This window comes from Micromonospora sp. NPDC049049, assembly GCF_040649115.1.
In the GTDB taxonomy this organism is placed as follows: domain Bacteria; phylum Actinomycetota; class Actinomycetes; order Mycobacteriales; family Micromonosporaceae; genus Micromonospora.
Genome location: NZ_JBEZEX010000010.1, coordinates 42181 through 59904, shown reverse-complemented (window position 1 = coordinate 59904; position 17724 = coordinate 42181). Strand labels below are relative to the sequence as shown.

15 protein-coding genes, 1 tRNA gene and 2 pseudogenes are annotated in these 17724 nt (G+C 72.0%); 14 read left to right on the top strand and 4 right to left on the bottom strand.

Translation table 11 applies throughout. From position 1 onward, the window contains the following. Window positions 1–27 precede the first annotated feature (27 nt). Window positions 28–2766 (bottom strand): pyruvate dehydrogenase (acetyl-transferring), homodimeric type, encoded by a 2739-nt coding sequence (aceE, locus tag AB0B68_RS12925; RefSeq protein ID WP_357259903.1) that lies wholly within the window; start codon window positions 2764–2766, stop codon window positions 28–30. Window positions 2767–2944: 178 nt separating this feature from the next. Between aceE and AB0B68_RS12920 the strand changes: the two genes are divergently transcribed. From AB0B68_RS12920 to AB0B68_RS12870, 11 genes and pseudogenes are all read left to right on the top strand, one after another. Further along, entirely contained in the window at window positions 2945–3418 is a 474-nt protein-coding gene (locus tag AB0B68_RS12920; protein WP_357259900.1) for a hypothetical protein, read from the top strand. A gap of 26 nt (window positions 3419–3444) precedes the next feature. Next, a complete protein-coding gene (locus AB0B68_RS12915; protein ID WP_357194665.1) occupies window positions 3445–3849 on the top strand; it encodes a YjbQ family protein in 405 nt (134 codons plus the stop codon). Window positions 3850–4104: 255 nt separating this feature from the next. Further along, the gene (locus AB0B68_RS12910; protein ID WP_355008892.1) at window positions 4105–4509 is read left to right on the top strand and encodes a MarR family winged helix-turn-helix transcriptional regulator; all 405 of its coding nucleotides are present in this window, start codon (window positions 4105–4107) and stop codon (window positions 4507–4509) included. 51 nt (window positions 4510–4560) lie between these two features. Beyond that, window positions 4561–4899, top strand: a pseudogene (locus AB0B68_RS12905) (transketolase); the annotation flags it as partial. 282 nt (window positions 4900–5181) lie between these two features. After that, window positions 5182–7152: pseudogene (locus tag AB0B68_RS12900) on the top strand (thiamine pyrophosphate-dependent enzyme); the annotation flags it as partial. A gap of 112 nt (window positions 7153–7264) precedes the next feature. After that, window positions 7265–7702: a DUF3052 domain-containing protein gene (locus AB0B68_RS12895; RefSeq protein ID WP_030330240.1), complete on the top strand. Its 438-nt coding sequence runs from the start codon at window positions 7265–7267 to the stop codon at window positions 7700–7702. A gap of 111 nt (window positions 7703–7813) precedes the next feature. Then, window positions 7814–8278, top strand: a complete 465-nt coding sequence (locus tag AB0B68_RS12890) for a peroxiredoxin (RefSeq protein WP_357259897.1) — start codon at window positions 7814–7816, stop codon at window positions 8276–8278. 76 nt (window positions 8279–8354) lie between these two features. Further along, window positions 8355–8426: transfer RNA gene (locus AB0B68_RS12885), tRNA-Val, on the top strand. A gap of 230 nt (window positions 8427–8656) precedes the next feature. After that, on the top strand, window positions 8657–9277 hold the full coding sequence (locus AB0B68_RS12880; protein ID WP_357259894.1) for an HAD-IA family hydrolase: 621 nt from the start codon (window positions 8657–8659) through the stop codon (window positions 9275–9277). Window positions 9278–9417: 140 nt separating this feature from the next. After that, window positions 9418–9897 carry an N-acetyltransferase gene (locus tag AB0B68_RS12875; RefSeq protein ID WP_357194656.1) on the top strand — a complete coding sequence of 160 codons (480 nt, stop codon included), beginning with the start codon at window positions 9418–9420 and terminating at the stop codon, window positions 9895–9897. Window positions 9898–9987: 90 nt separating this feature from the next. After that, entirely contained in the window at window positions 9988–11130 is a 1143-nt protein-coding gene (locus AB0B68_RS12870) for a polysaccharide pyruvyl transferase family protein (RefSeq protein ID WP_357194653.1), read from the top strand. 8 nt (window positions 11131–11138) lie between these two features. Here the strand turns inward: AB0B68_RS12870 and AB0B68_RS12865 are convergent, their stop codons facing one another. Next, complete coding sequence (locus tag AB0B68_RS12865) at window positions 11139–11345, bottom strand: hypothetical protein (RefSeq protein ID WP_355008835.1); 207 nt, start codon at window positions 11343–11345, stop codon at window positions 11139–11141. Window positions 11346–11427: 82 nt separating this feature from the next. On the opposite strand from AB0B68_RS12865, the gene AB0B68_RS12860 reads away from it, so the two are divergent. Next, on the top strand, window positions 11428–11946 hold the full coding sequence (locus AB0B68_RS12860; protein ID WP_357194650.1) for a DinB family protein: 519 nt from the start codon (window positions 11428–11430) through the stop codon (window positions 11944–11946). 28 nt (window positions 11947–11974) lie between these two features. Here the strand turns inward: AB0B68_RS12860 and AB0B68_RS12855 are convergent, their stop codons facing one another. Then, complete coding sequence (locus AB0B68_RS12855) at window positions 11975–12847, bottom strand: PfkB family carbohydrate kinase (protein ID WP_357259891.1); 873 nt, start codon at window positions 12845–12847, stop codon at window positions 11975–11977. Between the two features lie 195 nt (window positions 12848–13042). Between AB0B68_RS12855 and AB0B68_RS12850 the strand changes: the two genes are divergently transcribed. Both AB0B68_RS12850 and AB0B68_RS12845 read left to right on the top strand, forming a co-directional pair. Further along, window positions 13043–16276 carry a DEAD/DEAH box helicase gene (locus AB0B68_RS12850; protein WP_357259888.1) on the top strand — a complete coding sequence of 1078 codons (3234 nt, stop codon included), beginning with the start codon at window positions 13043–13045 and terminating at the stop codon, window positions 16274–16276. After that, window positions 16273–17175 carry an SWIM zinc finger family protein gene (locus tag AB0B68_RS12845; RefSeq protein WP_357259885.1) on the top strand — a complete coding sequence of 301 codons (903 nt, stop codon included), beginning with the start codon at window positions 16273–16275 and terminating at the stop codon, window positions 17173–17175. Before AB0B68_RS12850 ends, AB0B68_RS12845 begins: the two co-directional genes overlap by 4 nt. Window positions 17176–17221: 46 nt before the next feature. Here the strand turns inward: AB0B68_RS12845 and AB0B68_RS12840 are convergent, their stop codons facing one another. Beyond that, window positions 17222–17479, bottom strand: a complete 258-nt coding sequence (locus AB0B68_RS12840; protein ID WP_355008840.1) for a DUF3040 domain-containing protein — start codon at window positions 17477–17479, stop codon at window positions 17222–17224. Between the last annotated feature and the right edge of the window lie 245 nt (window positions 17480–17724).

Here is a 17724-nt window from a genome sequence, read left to right as displayed (position 1 = left end):
CGGGCCCTTCTGCGGTCGTGCTGGGTCTTAGCTGTCGCCGCCGGTCTCGCCGACCGGGGCGGCGTTGACGTCGTCGATCGCGTACTTCTTGGCGGCCTCGGCCGGCACCGTGATCGCCACCGCGCCGCTGCGGGCGAGCTGCCGCAGCGTGGCCACCACGATCGACTCCGCGTCGACGTGGAAGTGCCGGCGCAGCGCGTGCCGGGTGTCCGACATGCCGAACCCGTCGGTGCCGAGCGACGTGTAGTCGCCGGGTACCCAGCGGGCGATCAGATCCGGTACCGCACGCATGAAGTCGCTGACCGCGACCTTCGGCCCGTCCGCCTCGGCCAGCTTCTGCTGGATGTACGGAACCTTCGCCTCGGCGCCCGGGTTGAGGAGGTTGTACTCCTCGGTCTCCACCGCGTCGCGGCGCAGCTCGGTCCAGGAGGTCACCGACCAGACGTCGGCACCCACCCCCCAGTCCTGGGCGAGCAGCTGCTGGGCCTTGAGCGCCCACTGCATCCCGGTGCCCGAGGCGAGCAGGTTGGCCTTCGGGCCGTCGACCTGCGGTGCCGGCGAGTAGCGGTAGATGCCCTTGAGCAGGCCCTCAACGTCCACGTCGGCCGGCTCGGCCGGCTGCAGCGTCGGCTCGTTGTAGACCGTCAGGTAGTAGAAGACGTTCTCCTGCGCGTCCCCGTACATCCGGTGCAGACCCTGCTCCAGGATGTGCGCGATCTCGTACGCGAACGCCGGGTCGTACGCGACCACTGCCGGGTTGGTGGCGGCGATCAGCAGCGAGTGCCCGTCCTCGTGCTGAAGGCCCTCACCGTTGAGCGTGGTCCGACCCGCCGTGGCGCCGAGGAGGAAGCCCCGGGCCATCTGGTCGGCCGCTGCCCACAGCCCGTCGGCGGTCCGCTGGAACCCGAACATCGAGTAGAAGATGTACATCGGGATCATCGGCTCGTCGTGCGTGGCGTACGCCGAGCCGGCCGCGGTGAACGAGGCCACCGAACCGGCCTCGTTGATCCCCTCGTGCAGGATCTGCCCGGAGGTCGACTCCTTGTACGACAGGAACAGCTCGCGGTCGACCGAGGTGTAGCGCTGGCCGTGCGGCGAGTAGATCTTCGCGGTCGGGAAGATCGAGTCGAGACCGAAGGTGCGGGCCTCGTCCGGGATGATCGGCACCCAACGCTTGCCGAACTCCTTGTCCTTCATCACGTCCTTGAGCAGACGGACGAAGGCCTGCGTGGTGGCCACCTTCTGCTTGCCCGAGCCGCGCTTGATGTCGGCGAACCGCTCCGGGCCCGGGATGGCCAGCCGCTTCGTGCTGGTCCGCCGGGACGGCAGGTACCCGCCGAGCTGCTCGCGCCGCTCCTTGAGGTACGCCAGCTCCTCGGACTTCTCGCCCGGGTGGAAGTACGGCGGCAGGTAGGGGTTGTCCTCCAGCGCCGAGTCCGGGATGTCCAGGTAGAGCCGGTCGCGGAAGGTCTTCAAATCCTCCAGCGTCAGCTTCTTCATCTGGTGGGTCGCGTTGCGGCCCTCGAAGTGCGAGCCGAGGGTCCAGCCCTTGATCGTCTTCGCCAGGATGACGGTGGGCTGACCGGTGTGCTCGGTGGCCGCCTTGTAGGCCGCGTAGAGCTTGCGGTAGTCGTGCCCACCCCGCTTGAGGTTCCAGATCTCGTCGTCGCTGAGCGGCTCGACCATCTTGCGGGTTCGTGCGTCACGGCCGAAGAAGTGCTCCCGCACGTACGCGCCGGACTCCGCCTTGTAGGTCTGGTAGTCGCCGTCGGTCGTGGTGTTCATCAGGTTGACCAACGCGCCGTCGGTGTCCGCGGCGAGCAGCGGGTCCCACTCACGACCCCAGACGACCTTGATCACGTTCCAGCCGGCACCCCGGAAGAACGCCTCCAGCTCCTGCATGACCTTGCCGTTGCCCCGGACCGGGCCGTCCAGCCGCTGGAGGTTGCAGTTGATCACGAAGGTGAGGTTGTCCAGCTCCTCGCGGGCGGCGACGCCGATGGCGCCGAGCGTCTCCGGCTCGTCCATCTCGCCGTCGCCGAGGAACGCCCAGACATGCTGCTGGGAGGTGTCCTTGATGCCGCGGTGCTGCAGGTACCGGTTGAACCGGGCCTGGTAGATCGCGTTCAGACCGCCGAGGCCCATCGAGACGGTGGGGAACTCCCAGAAGTCCTGCATCAGCCGAGGGTGCGGGTACGAGGGCAGCCCACCACCGGGGTGCGACAGCTCCTGGCGGAACCCGTCGAGCTGGTGCTCGCTGAGTCGCCCCTCCAGGAACGCCCGCGCGTACATGCCGGGGGACGCGTGGCCCTGGTAGAAGATCTGGTCGCCACCGCCCGGGTGGTTCTTGCCCCGGAAGAAGTGGTTGAAGCCCACCTCGTAGAGCGACGCCGAGCTGGCGAAGGTGGAGATGTGCCCGCCGACGCCGATCTCCGGGCGCTGAGCCCGGTGCACCAGCATGGCGGCGTTCCACCGGACGTACGCCCGGATCCTCCGCTCGACGTGCTCGTCACCCGGGAACCAGGGCTCGCGCTCCGACGGGATGGTGTTGATGTAGTCGGTGGTGGTCAGGGGCGGAACCCCGACCTGGCGCTCACGGGCCCGCTCCAGCAGGCGCAACATGACGTAGCGAGCGCGTTTGGCGCCGCGTTCGTCGATGACACCGTCAAGCGACTCGACCCATTCGCTTGTCTCTTCAGGGTCGATGTCCGGAAGCTGGCTCGGTAGGCCGTCGCTGATCACCGGGCGCTTGCGTTCCGTAGCCACAGGCGTTCCCTCGGTTGTGTGTGGGATAGGTCTCTAGCGCCATCCTGCCCCCTGGTGGCACCCCTCGTCACGTCTAGGTCCCCCCGACGCGATGCTGAACACAGGTACCCGCCGGTAACTTAGCGCGACGACGCGGTGGAACCTGAGCGGTTTGACCGCCAGTCCTACCGTTGCCGCCATGAACGGACGCCGTGTCGCGGTTGCCGCGAGCATGATCGTTGTCGGGGTGGTCGGCCTGGTCATCGGCGCGGTCGCCCTCGCCTCCGGCAGCCTGCCGATGGTCGGACTGGTGGCCCTCGGCGCCCTGGTGGCCGTGCTCGGCGCGGGCCTGCTGCGCGACGCGAGCCGAGCGGCCCGTCGGAGCGGCCAGGCCAGCGGCCGTCGCCGCCGTCCGGACTCGGGTGGCGGCGGGTACGGCTACCACCCGATGCCCGCCGGGGACGCCGGGAGCGGGAACGTCGGCCACCAGCGGGACGGCGACCATGACCGCTCCGACGACACGGAGCCGGCCAGCGGCAGCGGCGACTCCGGGGGAGGCTGGTCCGGCTGGGGCTGGTCCAGTGGTGACTCCGGCGGCGGCTGGTCCGGCAGTGACTCGGGCGGTGGGTGGTCCGGTGGCGGCGACTCCGGCGGCGGTGGCGGCAGCTCCTGACCTCACCCTGCGGCAGAATGCGACGTATGCGCAGCGACGTGATCACCGTCCAGACCGGGTCCCGGCCGACCGTCCGGGACATCACCGCGGAGGCCCAGCAGTTCGTCTCGGGCGAGGGCGACGGCCTGCTGCACGTCTTCGTGCCGCACGCCACCGCCGGCGTGGCGATCATCGAGACCGGGGCGGGGTCCGACGACGACCTGCTCAGCGCCGTGGACGACCTGCTCCCCACCGAGGACCGCTGGCGGCACCGACACGGCTCGCCCGGCCACGGCCGCGACCACGTGCTGCCGGCGTTCATCCCGCCGTACGCCACGCTGCCGGTGCTCGGCGGTCGACTGGCGCTCGGCACCTGGCAGTCGATCTGCCTCGTCGACACCAACGGCGACAACCCGACCCGCCAGGTCCGCTTCTCCTTCCTCCCCGCCTGACCCAGCCCCTCCGCGCCTCACGCCCAGCCCCCATCTCGGCGATCTTGCACTTGCTGTCCCGACACAAGGGGCATTCCACTCATCCGGACAACCGAAACCGCAAGATCGGCGCGGAGGGGGGCGCGCGCGGGGGTGATCAGGCTGAGCTGGGTTGGGCGGGCTGGTGCGTACGATGTGGTCGTGACGGGGCAGGTGGGTTCCGTGGTGGGCGGGCCGGCGGATCGGGCAGGTCTCGCCGCCGACGTGCTGCGGCGGATGGCCCACGTCAGCGACGCGGTACGACACCGGCAGGGCAGCGCGTTCGCCGAGGTCGGGCTCACACCGGCGGCGGCCCGGGCGTTGCGGGAGCTGGACCCTGATCATCCGCTGCCGGCCCGCGATCTCGCCGGTCAGCTGGGTTGTGACCGGTCGAATGTGACGGTGCTGGTCGACAAGCTGGAGCAGGCCGGGCTGGTCGAGCGTCGCACCGACCCGGCGGATCGGCGGCAGAAGACGCTGCTGGTCACCGAGGAGGGCCGCGTCGTACGGGCCCGGGTGATCGAGGTGATGTCCGACTCCCGACTCCTGTCCGGGCTGGGCGACGAGGAGCTGCGTACCCTTCGTGACCTGGTCTGGAAGGTGTCCGACGGCGGCTTTCCGGAGCCCTGCGGGTCGGAGTGAGCCCGACCCTTCCGGCCGTGTCCCACTGGGCGAGCGGAGCCTCCGTCGGTAATGCTGTCCGACGTGACCACCCCGCAAGATCTCGACGACCGGTTCCGGGAGACGCTGGCGGCGCTGCCTGCCGCCGAGCGACGGCGTGACCCCGCCGACCCGGTCACCGACGACGCCCCGCTGACCGGCGGGCAGGTGCTGGACCTGTTCGACGCGCAGGTGACCAGCCGGCAGCTCGACCTGGCCGGCCGCTGGTTGCGCAGCTTCGGGGAGGGTTTCTACACGATCGGCTCCGCCGGGCACGAGGGCAACGCCGCGGTCGCCGCCGCGCTTCGTCCCACCGATCCGGCGTTGCTGCACTACCGCTCGGGTGCCTTCTACTGCCTGCGCGCCGCCCAGGCCGCCGCCGACCCAGCCCTGGCTCCCGTGGACTCCGCGGAGGCCGCCGCGGACGCTACCCGGGCCGCCGCTGACCAAGCGCCAGCCGCCGGCCGGGCGCGAACTGTCGACTCCGAGCGGTTCGCCCCGGCGGGAACCGTCGACTCCGAACCGTCAACCGGCACTCAGTCGACCGTCGACGGCGCACCGACCCGTGACCCCGACCCCGGCACCGATCCACGGCTGTCCGAATCGGAGCCGTCCGGGATCGAACAGGCCCCGGCCGCCAACGGGTTCGCGGCGTACGCCGACGCGGCCCGGGACGTGCTGCGCGGGATGGTCGCGTCCAGCCTTGAACCGATCGCCGGGGGACGGCACAAGGTGTTCGGCCGGGCCGACCTGGCCGTCGTGCCGACCACCTCTACCATCGCCTCGCACCTGCCCCGCGCAGTCGGAATGGGACTGGCAGTGGAGCGGCTGCGCCGGTTGGACAGCGCCGGACGGCGTACCGGGGCCGGAATGCGGGTCGGCAGCGGCGCGGGCGCCACGCACGCCCCCTGGCCACCCGACGCCATAGTGGTCTGCTCCTTCGGCGACGCCTCGGTCAACCACGCGAGCGCCACCGCCGCCTTCAACACCGCCGGGTGGTACGACCACGCGGGGCTGCGGATTCCGGTGCTCTTTGTCTGCGAGGACAACGGGCTGGGCATCAGCGTCCGCTCGCCGGAGGGCTGGGTCGAGGCGACCCTGCGGGCCAAGCCGGGCATCCGCTACTTCAGCGCGGACGGAGCAGACCCGGTGCGGACGTACGAGGTGGCGGCGGAGGCCGCGGCCTGGGTACGCCGCAACCGGCGGCCGGCAGTGCTGCACCTGCGCACCGTTCGGCTGATGGGGCACGCCGGGGCGGACGCGGAGTCGGCGTACCGGGGTCCGGCCGAGCTGGCCGGGGACCTGGAGCGGGACCCGGTGGCCGCCACCGCGCGGCTGCTCGTCGAGGCGGGCGTGGCGACCGGCGAGGAGCTGCTGGCCCGGTACGACGAGACCGGCTGGCAGGTACGCCGGCTGGCCGAGGAGGTGCTGGGCGAGCCGAAGCTGGCCTCCGCGGCCGACGTGGTGTCGGCGCTGGCCCCACGTCGTCCGGTGCGGGTGGCGCGGGCGGTGGCCGACGCCGCGGCGCGGGCCAGTGGGCCGGGAGCGGGCGCCCGGGCGGAGGCGTTCGGCGGCAAGCCGCCGGAGCTGGCCGGGCCGATGACCCTGGCGCAGAGCATCAACGCCGCGCTCGCCGACGGGATGCTCGACCACCCGCAGATGGCGCTCTTCGGTGAGGACGTGGCCACCAAGGGCGGCGTGTACGGGGTGACGAAGGGGCTGCGCGACCGGTTCGGGGCGGCCCGGGTCTTCGACACCCTGCTCGACGAGACGTCGGTGCTCGGGCTGGGCCTCGGTGCCGGGCTGGCCGGGATGCTGCCGGTGCCGGAGATCCAGTACCTGGCGTACCTGCACAACGCCGAGGACCAGTTGCGCGGTGAGGCGGCCACCATGCGGTTCTTCTCGCAGGGGGCGTTCCGCAACCCCATGGTGGTGCGGGTGGCGGGCCTGGCGTACCAGGAGGGGTTCGGCGGGCACTTCCACAACGACAACTCGGTGGCCGTACTCCGGGATGTGCCCGGTCTGGTGGTCGCGGTGCCGGCGCGGCCGGACGATGCCGCGCCCATGCTGCGGACCTGTCTGGCGAGCGCGGCGGTGGACGGCAGCGTCTGCGTGTTCCTGGAACCGATCGCGCTCTACCACACCCGCGACCTGTACGCGGAGGGTGACGGCGAGTGGCTGGCCGGCTATCCGGAGCCGGGCGGGTGGGTGGCCGGGCACGTGCCGATCGGGCGGGCCCGGGTCTACCCGGTCGGCTCGGCGGACGACCTCACCATCATCACCTTCGGTAACGGGGTGCGGATGTCGCTGCGGGCCGCGGCCGTCCTCGCCGAGGAGGGGGTGGGCACCCGCGTGGTGGATCTGCGCTGGCTGGCTCCGCTGCCGGTGTCCGACATCATCCGGGAGTCCTCGGCGACCGGCCGGGTGCTGGTGGTGGACGAGACGCGTCGCTCCGGTGGGGTCGGCGAGGGCGTGATCGCCGCGCTGGTGGACGCCGGATATGTCGGTGCCGCGCGTCGAGTGGCGGGAGTTGACTCGTTTGTACCATTAGGTCCGGCAGCACGTCACGTACTGGTCTCCGCTGAAGCCATTACCGACGGTGCCCGTACGCTGCTGGCACGGTAAATTCCGTTCCACCCGGTGCGCCACTTGCGCGCAGCCCAACAACTGTGTGGACTTTGCCTGACGGCGTCGCACCGACGTCGCGAGCAGGGACGAGATGAGGAGGCACGCGACAGTGAGCGCGACCGCTGGTCAGGCCGCCGACGGGGTACGCAGCCTGGCGGACCGGTTCGGGATCGAACCGGGGATGGTCGTCATGGAGATGGGGTACGACGACGACGTCGACCAGGATCTCCGAGACGCCCTGACCGACCGCTGTGGAGATCTGGTCGACGAGGACACCGACGAGGTGGTCGACGCGGTGCTGGTTTGGTACCGGGACGGCGACGGTGACCTTTTCGAGCTGCTCGTCGATGCCCTCGGCCCGCTGGCCGACAACGGCGTCGTGTGGCTGCTCACCCCGAAGGCGGGGCGCGAGGGGCACGTCGAACCGAGCGAGGTCGCGGAGTCCGCGCCCACCGCCGGCCTTCAGCAGACCTCGACCGTCAACGCCGGCCGGGACTGGAGCGGCGCGCGTCTGGTGCTGCGTCGAGGTGCCAAGGCCAAGAAGTAGCCAGCGCCGCTCCGCTCGCCCGACGGTCCGCCCACCGTCGGGTAGCAGGCTGGTGCCGTCCCCCCGCCCCGACGCCGTCGCCGGCGTGGCCGAGCAGCGAGGAGAGTTCGCATGCCCGTAGAGGTTGGTGCCGAAGCACCCGACTTCGTGCTCAAGGACCAGAACAACCAGGAGGTCCGCCTCTCGGACTTCCGGGGCAGGCGCACCGTGCTGCTGGTGTTCTACCCGCTCGCCTTCACCGGCACCTGCCAGGGCGAGTTGAGCGAGGTGCGCGACAACCTCGGCGAGTACGTGAACGACGACGTGCAGGTGCTGACCGTCAGCGTCGACTCGGCCTACAGTCACAAGATCTGGGCCGACCGTGAGGGCTACCAGTTCCCGATGCTCGCCGACTTCTGGCCGCACGGCGCCGTCGCCCAGGCGTACGGGGTCTTCAACGACGTGGCCGGCTTCGCCAACCGGGGCACCTTCGTCATCGACAAGGCCGGAGTGGTCCGCTTCGCCGAGATGAACGGCCCGGGCGAGGCCCGCGACCAGCAGAGCTGGCGCAAGGCCATCGCCGAAGCGACCAACTGACCGGGGTACGCCGCGCGCCCGGGTCGGTGGCGGGCAGGTAAGCTTGCCAGCCACCGGCCCGCCACACGGGCGATCCGGGCGCGTAGCTCAGTGGGAGAGCACCCGCCTTACAAGCGGGGGGTCGCAGGTTCGAAACCTGCCGCGCCCACCCTGTAGTACGACGCAGCCCGCGCGGGCTCGGCCATCGGACGTCTCGCTCCGACCGCCAGGGTCCGATTCCCGCCATCCTCGACGGCTTGCGACCCGGCGGCCGCCATGATCCGCGCACCTTCACGGATCCTGCTGCCTCACCAGGCGACGAGACAGCAGGATCACCGAAGTTGCGCGGATTTTGCGAGGTGGGGGAGGGTGGGGCGAGCGATCCGGGGAGCGTGTGTAGTGGGACTGGCAGGCATCGGCGCGGTGCTGTTCGACATGGACGGCACCCTGGTCGACTCCGACGCCGCCGTTGAGCGGGCCTGGGAGCGGTGGGCGGCCGAGTACGCCGTCGACCCGGCCACGGCGCTGGCGATCGCGCACGGCAGCCCGGCCGACCGGACCGTCCGCCGGCTGCTGCCCACGCTCGACGACAGCGCGGTCGCCGCCGCCGCGGCACGGCAGCTCGCATTGCAGTACGACGACCTGTCCGACGTGACGGCCACCCCCGGAGCGCACGAGCTACTGAACGCGCTGGCCCGGCTGGGGTTGCCCTGGGCGGTGGTGACCAGCGCCGACGCGCGGCTCGCCGCGGCCCGGCTCGGTGCCGCCGGCATCAAGGCGCCGGTGCTCGTCACCGTGGAGGACGTCAGCGTCGGCAAGCCGGACCCGGAGGGCTACCTGCGGGGCGCGGCGCTGCTGGGCGTACCCGTGGGGCGGTGCCTGGTCGTCGAGGACGCCGAGGTCGGCCTGCGGGCCGGTCGGGCTGCCGGGGCGATGACCGCCGCGCTGAAGGGCCTCGACGGCGACCTGCGTCTGCGCGACCTGGCCCAACTGGCGCACCAACTGGAGTCGACGCCCTGACCAGCTGGGCCAGGTAGCGCTCCGCGGACCAGTCCGTCGCCGCCGCCCGGCCGTCCCGTCCACCCCGGGCGGGGAAACAGTTGGCGTGGCCGGGCCGGTTCTGCTGCACTACCGGCTCGCGACGACGAAGGGGAGACGCGGTGGAGTTGACGTTGACGCCGATGACGGCACAGGAGTTGGCCCGCCTGCTCGAATCACTGGAGCAGGGGTACGCCGACGATCTGGTGGCGCACCGGGGGATGACCCCCGAGGCGGCCCTCGATCGGTCGGTCAGCCAGATCCGGGAGTCGCTGCCGGCGGGTGCGGCCACCGAGGGGGCCCTGCTGCGGGTGGGCAGGGTCGGCGACACCGAGGTCGGCTGGATCTGGGTGACCCTGCCGACGGCCGCCGCCCCGGACCAGGCCTGGATCCACAACATCGAGGTGCACGAGGAGCACCGGGGACGCGGGTACGCGCGGCGGATGATCCAGCTCATCGAGGCCGAACTCACCCAACACGGTGTGCCCGAGCTGGGTCTGAACGTCTTCGGTACGAACTCCGTGGCGATCGGCCTCTACCGCAGTCTGGGCTTCGAGGTCACCTCGCAGCAGATGGCGAAACGCCTCACCCCGGGGAGCTGAGCCGGCGGCCCGGGGACGGGTCCCTTCGGCAGGACTGTTCACCTGCCCAGCGGGAAACCGGCGCGGACCGCACCTGGGGAGGAGCGACGGATGACGCACGGCGCCGGACTGACCATCGGTGTGCTCGGCTCGTACGGTGGGCGAAACCTCGGCGACGAGGCGATCCTCACCGGCCTGCTCACCGATCTGCGTACGCAGGAACCGAACGCCCGGATCATCGTCTTCTCACGGAACCCGGCGCACACCCGGGCTGCCCACCCCGATGTCGAGGCGGTGCCGTGGGAGGGCGTGAGCCGTACCGACTCGGCACTGGTTCTGGCGCAGCTCGACCTGCTCATCCTGGGCGGTGGCGGCATCCTGTACGACCGGGAGGCCCGCCGTTACCTGCGGGTGGTCCGGGTGGCCCAGGAACGCGGCCTGCCGCTGATCACGTACGCGGTGGGGGTCGGGCCGCTCAGCGAGGGGGTGGACACTGGCATGGTCCGGGAGACGCTCTCCAGCGCCACCCAGGTGACCGTCCGGGACCAGGAGTCCCGGATGGTGCTGGAGGAGGCTGGCCTGCTCAACCCGATCACGGTCACTGCGGACCCGGCGTTCCTCCTGCAACCGGAGGAGTTCCCGGCCCACCTGTTGGCCGAGGAGGGTGTGCCGGTCGGTAAGCGCCTCGTCGGGATAAGTGTGCGGGAGCCGGGCCGGGCCGCCGAACGCCTCGACGTGGACGGCTACCACCGGCTGCTGGCCCAGATCGGTGACTTCCTGGTGCACCGGATCGACGCGTACGTGCTGTTCGTGCCGATGGAGCGTGACGACATCCGGCACTCCCACGGGGTGCTGTCGCACATGGTCGCCGCCGAGCGAGGTCGGATCCTGCACGGCACCTACTCACCGCAGCAGGTGCTGGGGTTGATGCGCCACTTCGACCTGGCGGTCGGCATGCGCCTGCACTTCCTGATCTTCGCGGCGATGGTCGGTACGCCGTTCCTGCCCCTGCCGTACGCCGGCAAGGTCTTCGACCTGGCCCAACGACTCGGCGTGCCGGCGCTACGCGGCGTGGAGCGGGAGGTCGAGGGCCCGCTGCTGGCCGAGGTCGACCGGCTCTGGGACGAGCGGGAGCAACGCGCCGAGGCCACCGCACGACGGGTGGCGGAGGTGTGCGATCAGGCCCGGGGCACCTCGGAGGTCACCCGCGGCGTGCTGGAGAGCCTGCGCAGCCAGACCCTCACCCGGGTCTGAGCTGGCTGTCACACCGCCGGGCCGGTCCACCGGTAGCGCCACTCGCGGGCCTCCTCGCGGGCGGTCTCCAACTCGTAGATCTGCGCGTCGGCCAGCCCGCCGGAGCCGAGGTGATGGTGGGTCAGCGGCGGACGGCCGTTGCTGTCCAGTTCGACGGTGATGGTCTGCCCGTCCGCCGAGCCGCCGACGAGAAGGATCTGCACGGATGAAGCCATGCGCCCATCCTGCCCGGCCCAGCGTCGGCCCGCAGCGGATAGCGGGGCAGCGGGGGGCCCGGCCCGTGGCTAGGGTCGGCGGATGGAGCAGACGATCGATCCCACGCTCGGTCCGGTGCTCGCCCGCACCGGCGACGAACGCGCTGTCCTGACCTCGTTCCTCGACTTTCACCGGGCCGTGCTGCTGCGCAAACTGCGCGGTCTCTCCGATGCCGACGCCCGACGTCGGCTGGTGCCCTCGGCGACCACGCTCGTCGGGCTGGTCAAGCACCTGACCCTGGTCGAGCGGAACTGGTTCCCGACCCTGTTGGCCCCCGAGCCCGGCGACGTCTACCTGACCTCCGAGGAGGACGCGGTCGCCAGCTTCACGCTGAGCGATCAGGAAACCGTCGTCGGTCTCACCGAGGCGTACGAACGGGCCTGCGCCCGCTCCCGGGCGGTCGCCGCGAGCATCGACCTCGACCACGTGGTGCCGCACCCGCAACTCGGTGAGGTGTCGCTGCGCTGGATTCTGGTGCACATGATCGAGGAGACGGCCCGGCACGCGGGCCACGCCGACATCCTGCGCGAGTTGACCGACGGCGAGGCCGGCGCGCTCTGAGCCCCGGGTCGCCGCACGCCGTCGGCCGTCACCCGGTGGGCAACAGGCCCGGCGGATACTCCATCCCGTCGTGCGTGCACGCCGCAGCGGCAACCCGCGCCGCGTACCGGGCGGCATGCGTCAGTGGCTCGCCGCGCAACCGGCCGGCGATCAGGCCGGCCGCGAAGGCGTCCCCCGCCCCGTTGCTGTCCACCACCGGTTTTCCCGGGACGGAGGGCGGCACGGGTACCGCCGTGCCGTCGCCCGGGTACACCTCGGCGCCGTCCGCGCCGCGGGTCACCACCATCGTCCGAGGCGCCAGCGTGCCGGCGAGCGACGCGGCCCGGTCGCCCAACCGCACCCCGCTCAGCAGAACCAGGTCGGCGACCTCCGCGAACGGCTGGTGGTAGGTGTTCTCGCCGTCCCAGTCGTGCAGGTCGGTGGAGAGCGCCACGCCCGCCGGAACGGCGGCCCGCACGGCGGACAGCAACGGCACCACCCAATCCATGATCGAGAGGTGGACGTGCCGGGCGTCGCGGACCAGTGCGGCCACCTCGGTGGCGGGAAACGGTGGATCACCCTGCCATGGGCGCGGGTCGTACAACGACGTGCGCCGTCCGCCCGGGTCCACCAGGTTCACCGACCGGCGGGTGCCGCCCGGGTGCTCGGCCAGCAGCGCCGGCACCTCGGCCCGGGTCAACGCCGCCCGGACCAGCTCACCGGCCGGATCGGCACCGAGGGTGTCGACGACCAGCACGCGCAGGCCGAGTGCCCGGGCGGCCAACGCCACCCCGGCGCCGGTGTTGCCGATCCGCAGCTCGATCGGCTCGACGGTGTGGGAATCGGCAGCCGGGAGCGGCAGCGCGGGCACCCGAACCCGCACGTCCACCCCGAGCCCGCCAAGAACCAAAAGATCGACCACAACACCGACGCTAACCCGCCTCCCGTCCCGCCCTCCCGCGCCTCCGCGATCTTGCACTTTCTGTGGTGACAAAAGGTGCATTGCTCGCAGAACGTCAACAGAAAGTGCAAGATCGCGCGAGTGCGGCGATGGGTGCGGATCGCCGGCCAGGTGGGCCGCCCTATTCTGGGGGCGGGCGGCGAGTAGGGGGAGCAGGTGCTGGTCATCCACGGGCTGTGGCTGCCCGGCGGCAGTTCGACCGGCGGCCTCGCCGTCTGGGCCGAGGACAGCGCCGCACCGATCCCCGCTCCGCGTTCGGGCCGGCCGGCCCGGGAACGCCCGCATCCCTTCGCCGCCGGGCACTCCGACCTGGCCGTCGTCCTCGCCGACGCCGCCGAGCCGAGCCGGCCGGACACCGCGCTGCTCACCCTGCCCACCCTGGCGGGCGCGCCGACCGACTCACCCGAGCTGATCCGGACCACCGTCGCACCTGCGGCCCGCGGTCGGCTCACACTCGCCGGGTGGCGGGTCCCCACCCTGGTGTACGCCCCGGACGACGCGCTGTCGCTGCTGCAAGCCCTGAACGACATCCCGGCGGTGGCCGGGGCCACCCTGCGACACCTCGCCGAGCTTGCCGACTTCGCCGCCGACCTGGTGACTCGTGGCCGCGTCCTCCCCGGTGTGCGTAGGACGACGACGGCTGACCTGACGCCCGGCGCTGACGTGCCGGTGGCGTCCGACGTTCCCGTGCAGGCGGTGTGGCGTCCGCTGCTGACCGGCACCGACGCCGCCTGGGCGCGTTCGCTGGCGCTGGCCCTGCCACCCGCCGCCCGAGCCACCGTCCTGCCGCCCGCTTCCGAGTTGACCGCTGCCGAGCCGCCCGCTTCCGAGTTGACCGCTGCCGACCCGCCCGCTTCCGAGTTGACCGCTGCCGTCCTGGTCGCGGACGCGCTGGACGCGCTGACCGACGCCGCCGCGCGGGCTGCCCTGGCGACCACCACGCTGGCCCGGGGGCTGCGCCCAGGGGGTCCGGCGCCGGCCTGGCTGGCCGCGCTCGCCGGCCCGCAGCGGGACTTCACCATCGACCCGGCCGGGCTGGCCACCCTCTCCGCCGAACTGGACGCCTGGCAGCGCGACGCCGCCGGTGGCCCGGTGCGGGCCAGTTTCCGGCTTGTCGAACCGGCCCCCGACGAGGTCACCGAACCGATCCTGGCCACCCGGGTGGTGTCCGCCGACGGTGGGCCGGTGCCTGCCGACAGCGCGCCGGTCTCGGTCGGGTCGATCGGTGCCGGGCGCTGGCGGTTGGAGTTCGGGTTGCAGGCCGCGGACGAGCCCGGCCTGCACGTCGACGCCGGGGACATCTGGCGAGCGCCGCAGACCCTTGGCGGCCTGGTCGGCCGGACGACCAGCCCGCAGGAGACGCTCCTCGCCGAGCTGGGCCGGGCCAGTCGACTCTGGCCGGACCTGGACGCCGCGCTGCGTACCGCCGCCCCGGAGGCGATGGACCTCGACGTCGAGGGAGCGCACCGGTTCCTCAGTGCGGGTGCCCCGGTGCTGCACGCGGCCGGTTTCGGGGTGCTGCTGCCGTCCTGGTGGCAGCGTCCGTCGGCGCGACTGGGCGCCCGGTTGCGAGCGCGCAGCCGCACCGCACCGGGCACTGTGGGTGGTACCGATGCCGGTGTCGGTCTGGACGCCCTCGTCGACTACCGCTGGGAGATCGCGCTCGGTGACCAGCCGCTCTCCGCCGAGGAGTTGGCGGCGCTGGCCGAGACGAAGACCCCGCTGGTACGGCTCCGCGGCCGGTGGGTGGAGCTGGACCCGGGGCGGCTCGCGGCGGGGCTGCGTCTGCTCCGCTCCGCGGGCGAGCTGACCGTCGCCGATCTGCTCCGCCTCGGGCTGGCCGACGGCGAGGCCACCGGCGAGCTGCCGGTGTTGGAGGTGACCGCCGACGGTGCGCTGGGCGACCTGCTCGCCGGCGCGGTCGAGCGGCGGCTCACCCCGCTGGACCCGCCGCCGGGCTTCCGGGGGACGCTGCGGCCGTACCAGCAGCGAGGGCTGGCGTGGCTTGCCTTCCTGCGCTCACTCGGTCTGGGCGGTGTCCTCGCCGATGACATGGGGCTGGGCAAGACGGTGCAACTGCTCGCGCTGCTCGCCGGGGACCCACCGGAGGCCGGGCCAACCCTGTTGGTCTGTCCGATGTCGCTGGTCGGCAACTGGCAGCGGGAGGCGGCCCGGTTCACCCCGGAGCTGCGGGTGCACGTACACCATGGTGCCGAGCGGGCGCGGGGGGCAGAGTTCACAGCGGCCGCGCACGGCGCGGACCTGGTCCTCACCACCTACTCGGTGGCCGCCCGCGACGCCGCCGATCTGGCCGGCATCGACTGGCACCGGGTGGTGGTGGACGAGGCGCAGGCGATCAAGAACGCGTCGACCCGGCAGGCCGAGGCGGTCCGCGCGCTGCCCGCCCGGCAGCGGGTGGCGGTGACCGGTACGCCGGTGGAGAACCGCCTCGCCGACCTCTGGTCGATCATGCAGTTCGCCAACCCGGGTCTGCTCGGGCCGGCCGCGACGTTCCGCAAACGGTTCGCCGAGCCGATCGAGCGACACGGCGACGCCGAGGCCGCCGAGCGGCTGCGACGGATCACCGGCCCGTTCGTGTTGCGTCGGCTCAAGACCGACTCGTCCATCATCTCCGACCTGCCGGAGAAGCTGGAGATGGAGGTGCTGTGCAACCTGACCGCGGAGCAGGCCGCGCTGTACCGGGTGGTGGTCGACGACATGCTCGCCCGGATCGAGACCAGCGACGGCATCGAGCGACGCGGTCTGGTGCTGGCCACCATGACCCGCCTCAAGCAGGTCTGCAACCACCCCGCCCAACTGCTGCGCGACGGTTCGGCGCTGGAGGGCCGCTCCGGCAAGTTGGCTCGGCTCACCGAGATCCTGGAGGAGGTGCTGGCGGCGGGGGAGAAGGCGCTGCTGTTCACCCAGTACGCCGAGTTCGGTGCGATGTTGCGCGGTCACCTGTCGGCGCGGTTCGGCCGGGAGGTGCTGTTCCTGCACGGTGGCCTCGGCAAGGCCGAGAGGGACGCCCTGGTGCAGCGTTTTCAGTCCGCGGAGGGTCCGCCGCTGTTCGTCCTCTCCCTCAAGGCCGGCGGCACCGGGCTGACCCTGACCGCCGCGAACCACGTGGTGCACGTGGACCGGTGGTGGAACCCGGCGGTCGAGGACCAGGCCACCGACCGGGCGTTCCGGATCGGGCAGCACCGGCGGGTGCAGGTGCGCAAGTTCGTGTGCGCCGGCACTGTGGAGGAGAAGGTGGCCGCGATGATCGCCGACAAGCGCAGCCTCGCCGAACGGGTGGTCGGCACCGGCGAGCAGTGGATCACCGAGTTGTCCACCGGCCAGTTGCGGGACCTGTTCGCCCTGGAAGCCGGCGCGGTGGTGGAGTGACGGAGTTCGCCGATTACGGGCGTCCTCGTCGGGTCGACGGGGGCCTGCGGGCGCGCAGCGCCCGGGGCGCGATCGGCCGGTCCTGGTGGTCGCGGCGTTTCCTGGAGGTGCTGGAGTCGTTCGCGCTCGGCACCCGGTTGACCCGGGGCCGGTCGTACGCGCGGGCCGGTCAGGTGCTCACCCTCGACATCGCACCCGGGCGGGTCAGCGCGGTCGTGCAGGGCTCCCGGCCGAAGCCGTACCAGGTGTCGATCGCGCTGAAGCCGTTCCCGGCGGCGCTCTGGTCCCGCATCGAGGACGAGTTGGCCGGGCAGGCGTTCTTCAGCGCCCGGCTGCTCGCCGGTGACCTCCCCGACGAGTTGGAGGAGGTCTTCTCCGCCGCCGGCGCACCGCTCTTCCCAGCCGGTGTGGACGAGCTGACCCAGCGCTGCAACTGCCCCGACTTCGCGGTGCCGTGCAAGCACCTCGCGGCGACGTTCTACCTGCTGGCCGAGGCGTTCGACGCGGACCCGTTCGAACTGCTGCACTGGCGCGGTCGGTCCCGGGCGGAGTTGCTCGACGAACTCCGGGCCCGCCGGGTCGCGACCACCGGTGCCACCCCACCGCCCCCACCGCTCGACCCACCGTCCGAACCGGACGGTGCGGAGTCGAGTGTGGACGCTGTGGCGCCGGTCGGTGCCGCCCGGGCGCTCGCCGGGCTGTCGGCGACGCCGCTGGCGGATACGGCGGACCGGTTCTGGTCAGCGCCGGTGCCGCTGCCGGATCGGCCGCCCCGACTGGTGACCGGCACGGACCTGCTGCTGCGACAGCTCGGAGCACCGGCCCCGGCCATCGGTGGGCCGGGACTGCTCGAACGGTTGCGCCGCGCGTACCGGGCGTTCGGCCCGGCCGACAAATGAGCTGTCACGTCCACCGGTTGAGCCGTCCCGTCGAGCGGTTCAACAGTCACGTCCAGCGGCGGCGAAACCGCCACATGATGGCGGCGTTGGCCACCAGCACCACCGCGCAGATCGCGCCGGTGAGTCGACCGGCGAACACGGCTATCGCCGGCAGCGACGCCCACAGCACGATGGTCAACAACATCAGGTAGCGGCCTCTGCGGGCTCGGGCCCGGTGGTCCAGCCGCTTAAAGAAGGCCGGGTCACTTTCCCGGAGCTGACGGGTGATCTGGTCGAATCTGCGCTGATCCTCTTTGCTGAGCATGGCGCTGCCTTCCCCTCACGCGTTCAGCGGTTCGGCGGCATACCCGCTGCGGTGGTGGCTCACGCTCGCCCGCTGCTGCTACTTTCCTCCACGCGAGCACGCTTCACGTCCGGCTTACCTGAACCTTAAGTTTGCCTTTGGTGGTGAACGACGCCGAAACTGTCGCGTACGGCGGCGAGGTCCGGTCCGTGCTCGGCTGGCGCGCGTACGCCCTGCTGGGAAGCTCTGCGGGCGGGTCCGTTCCT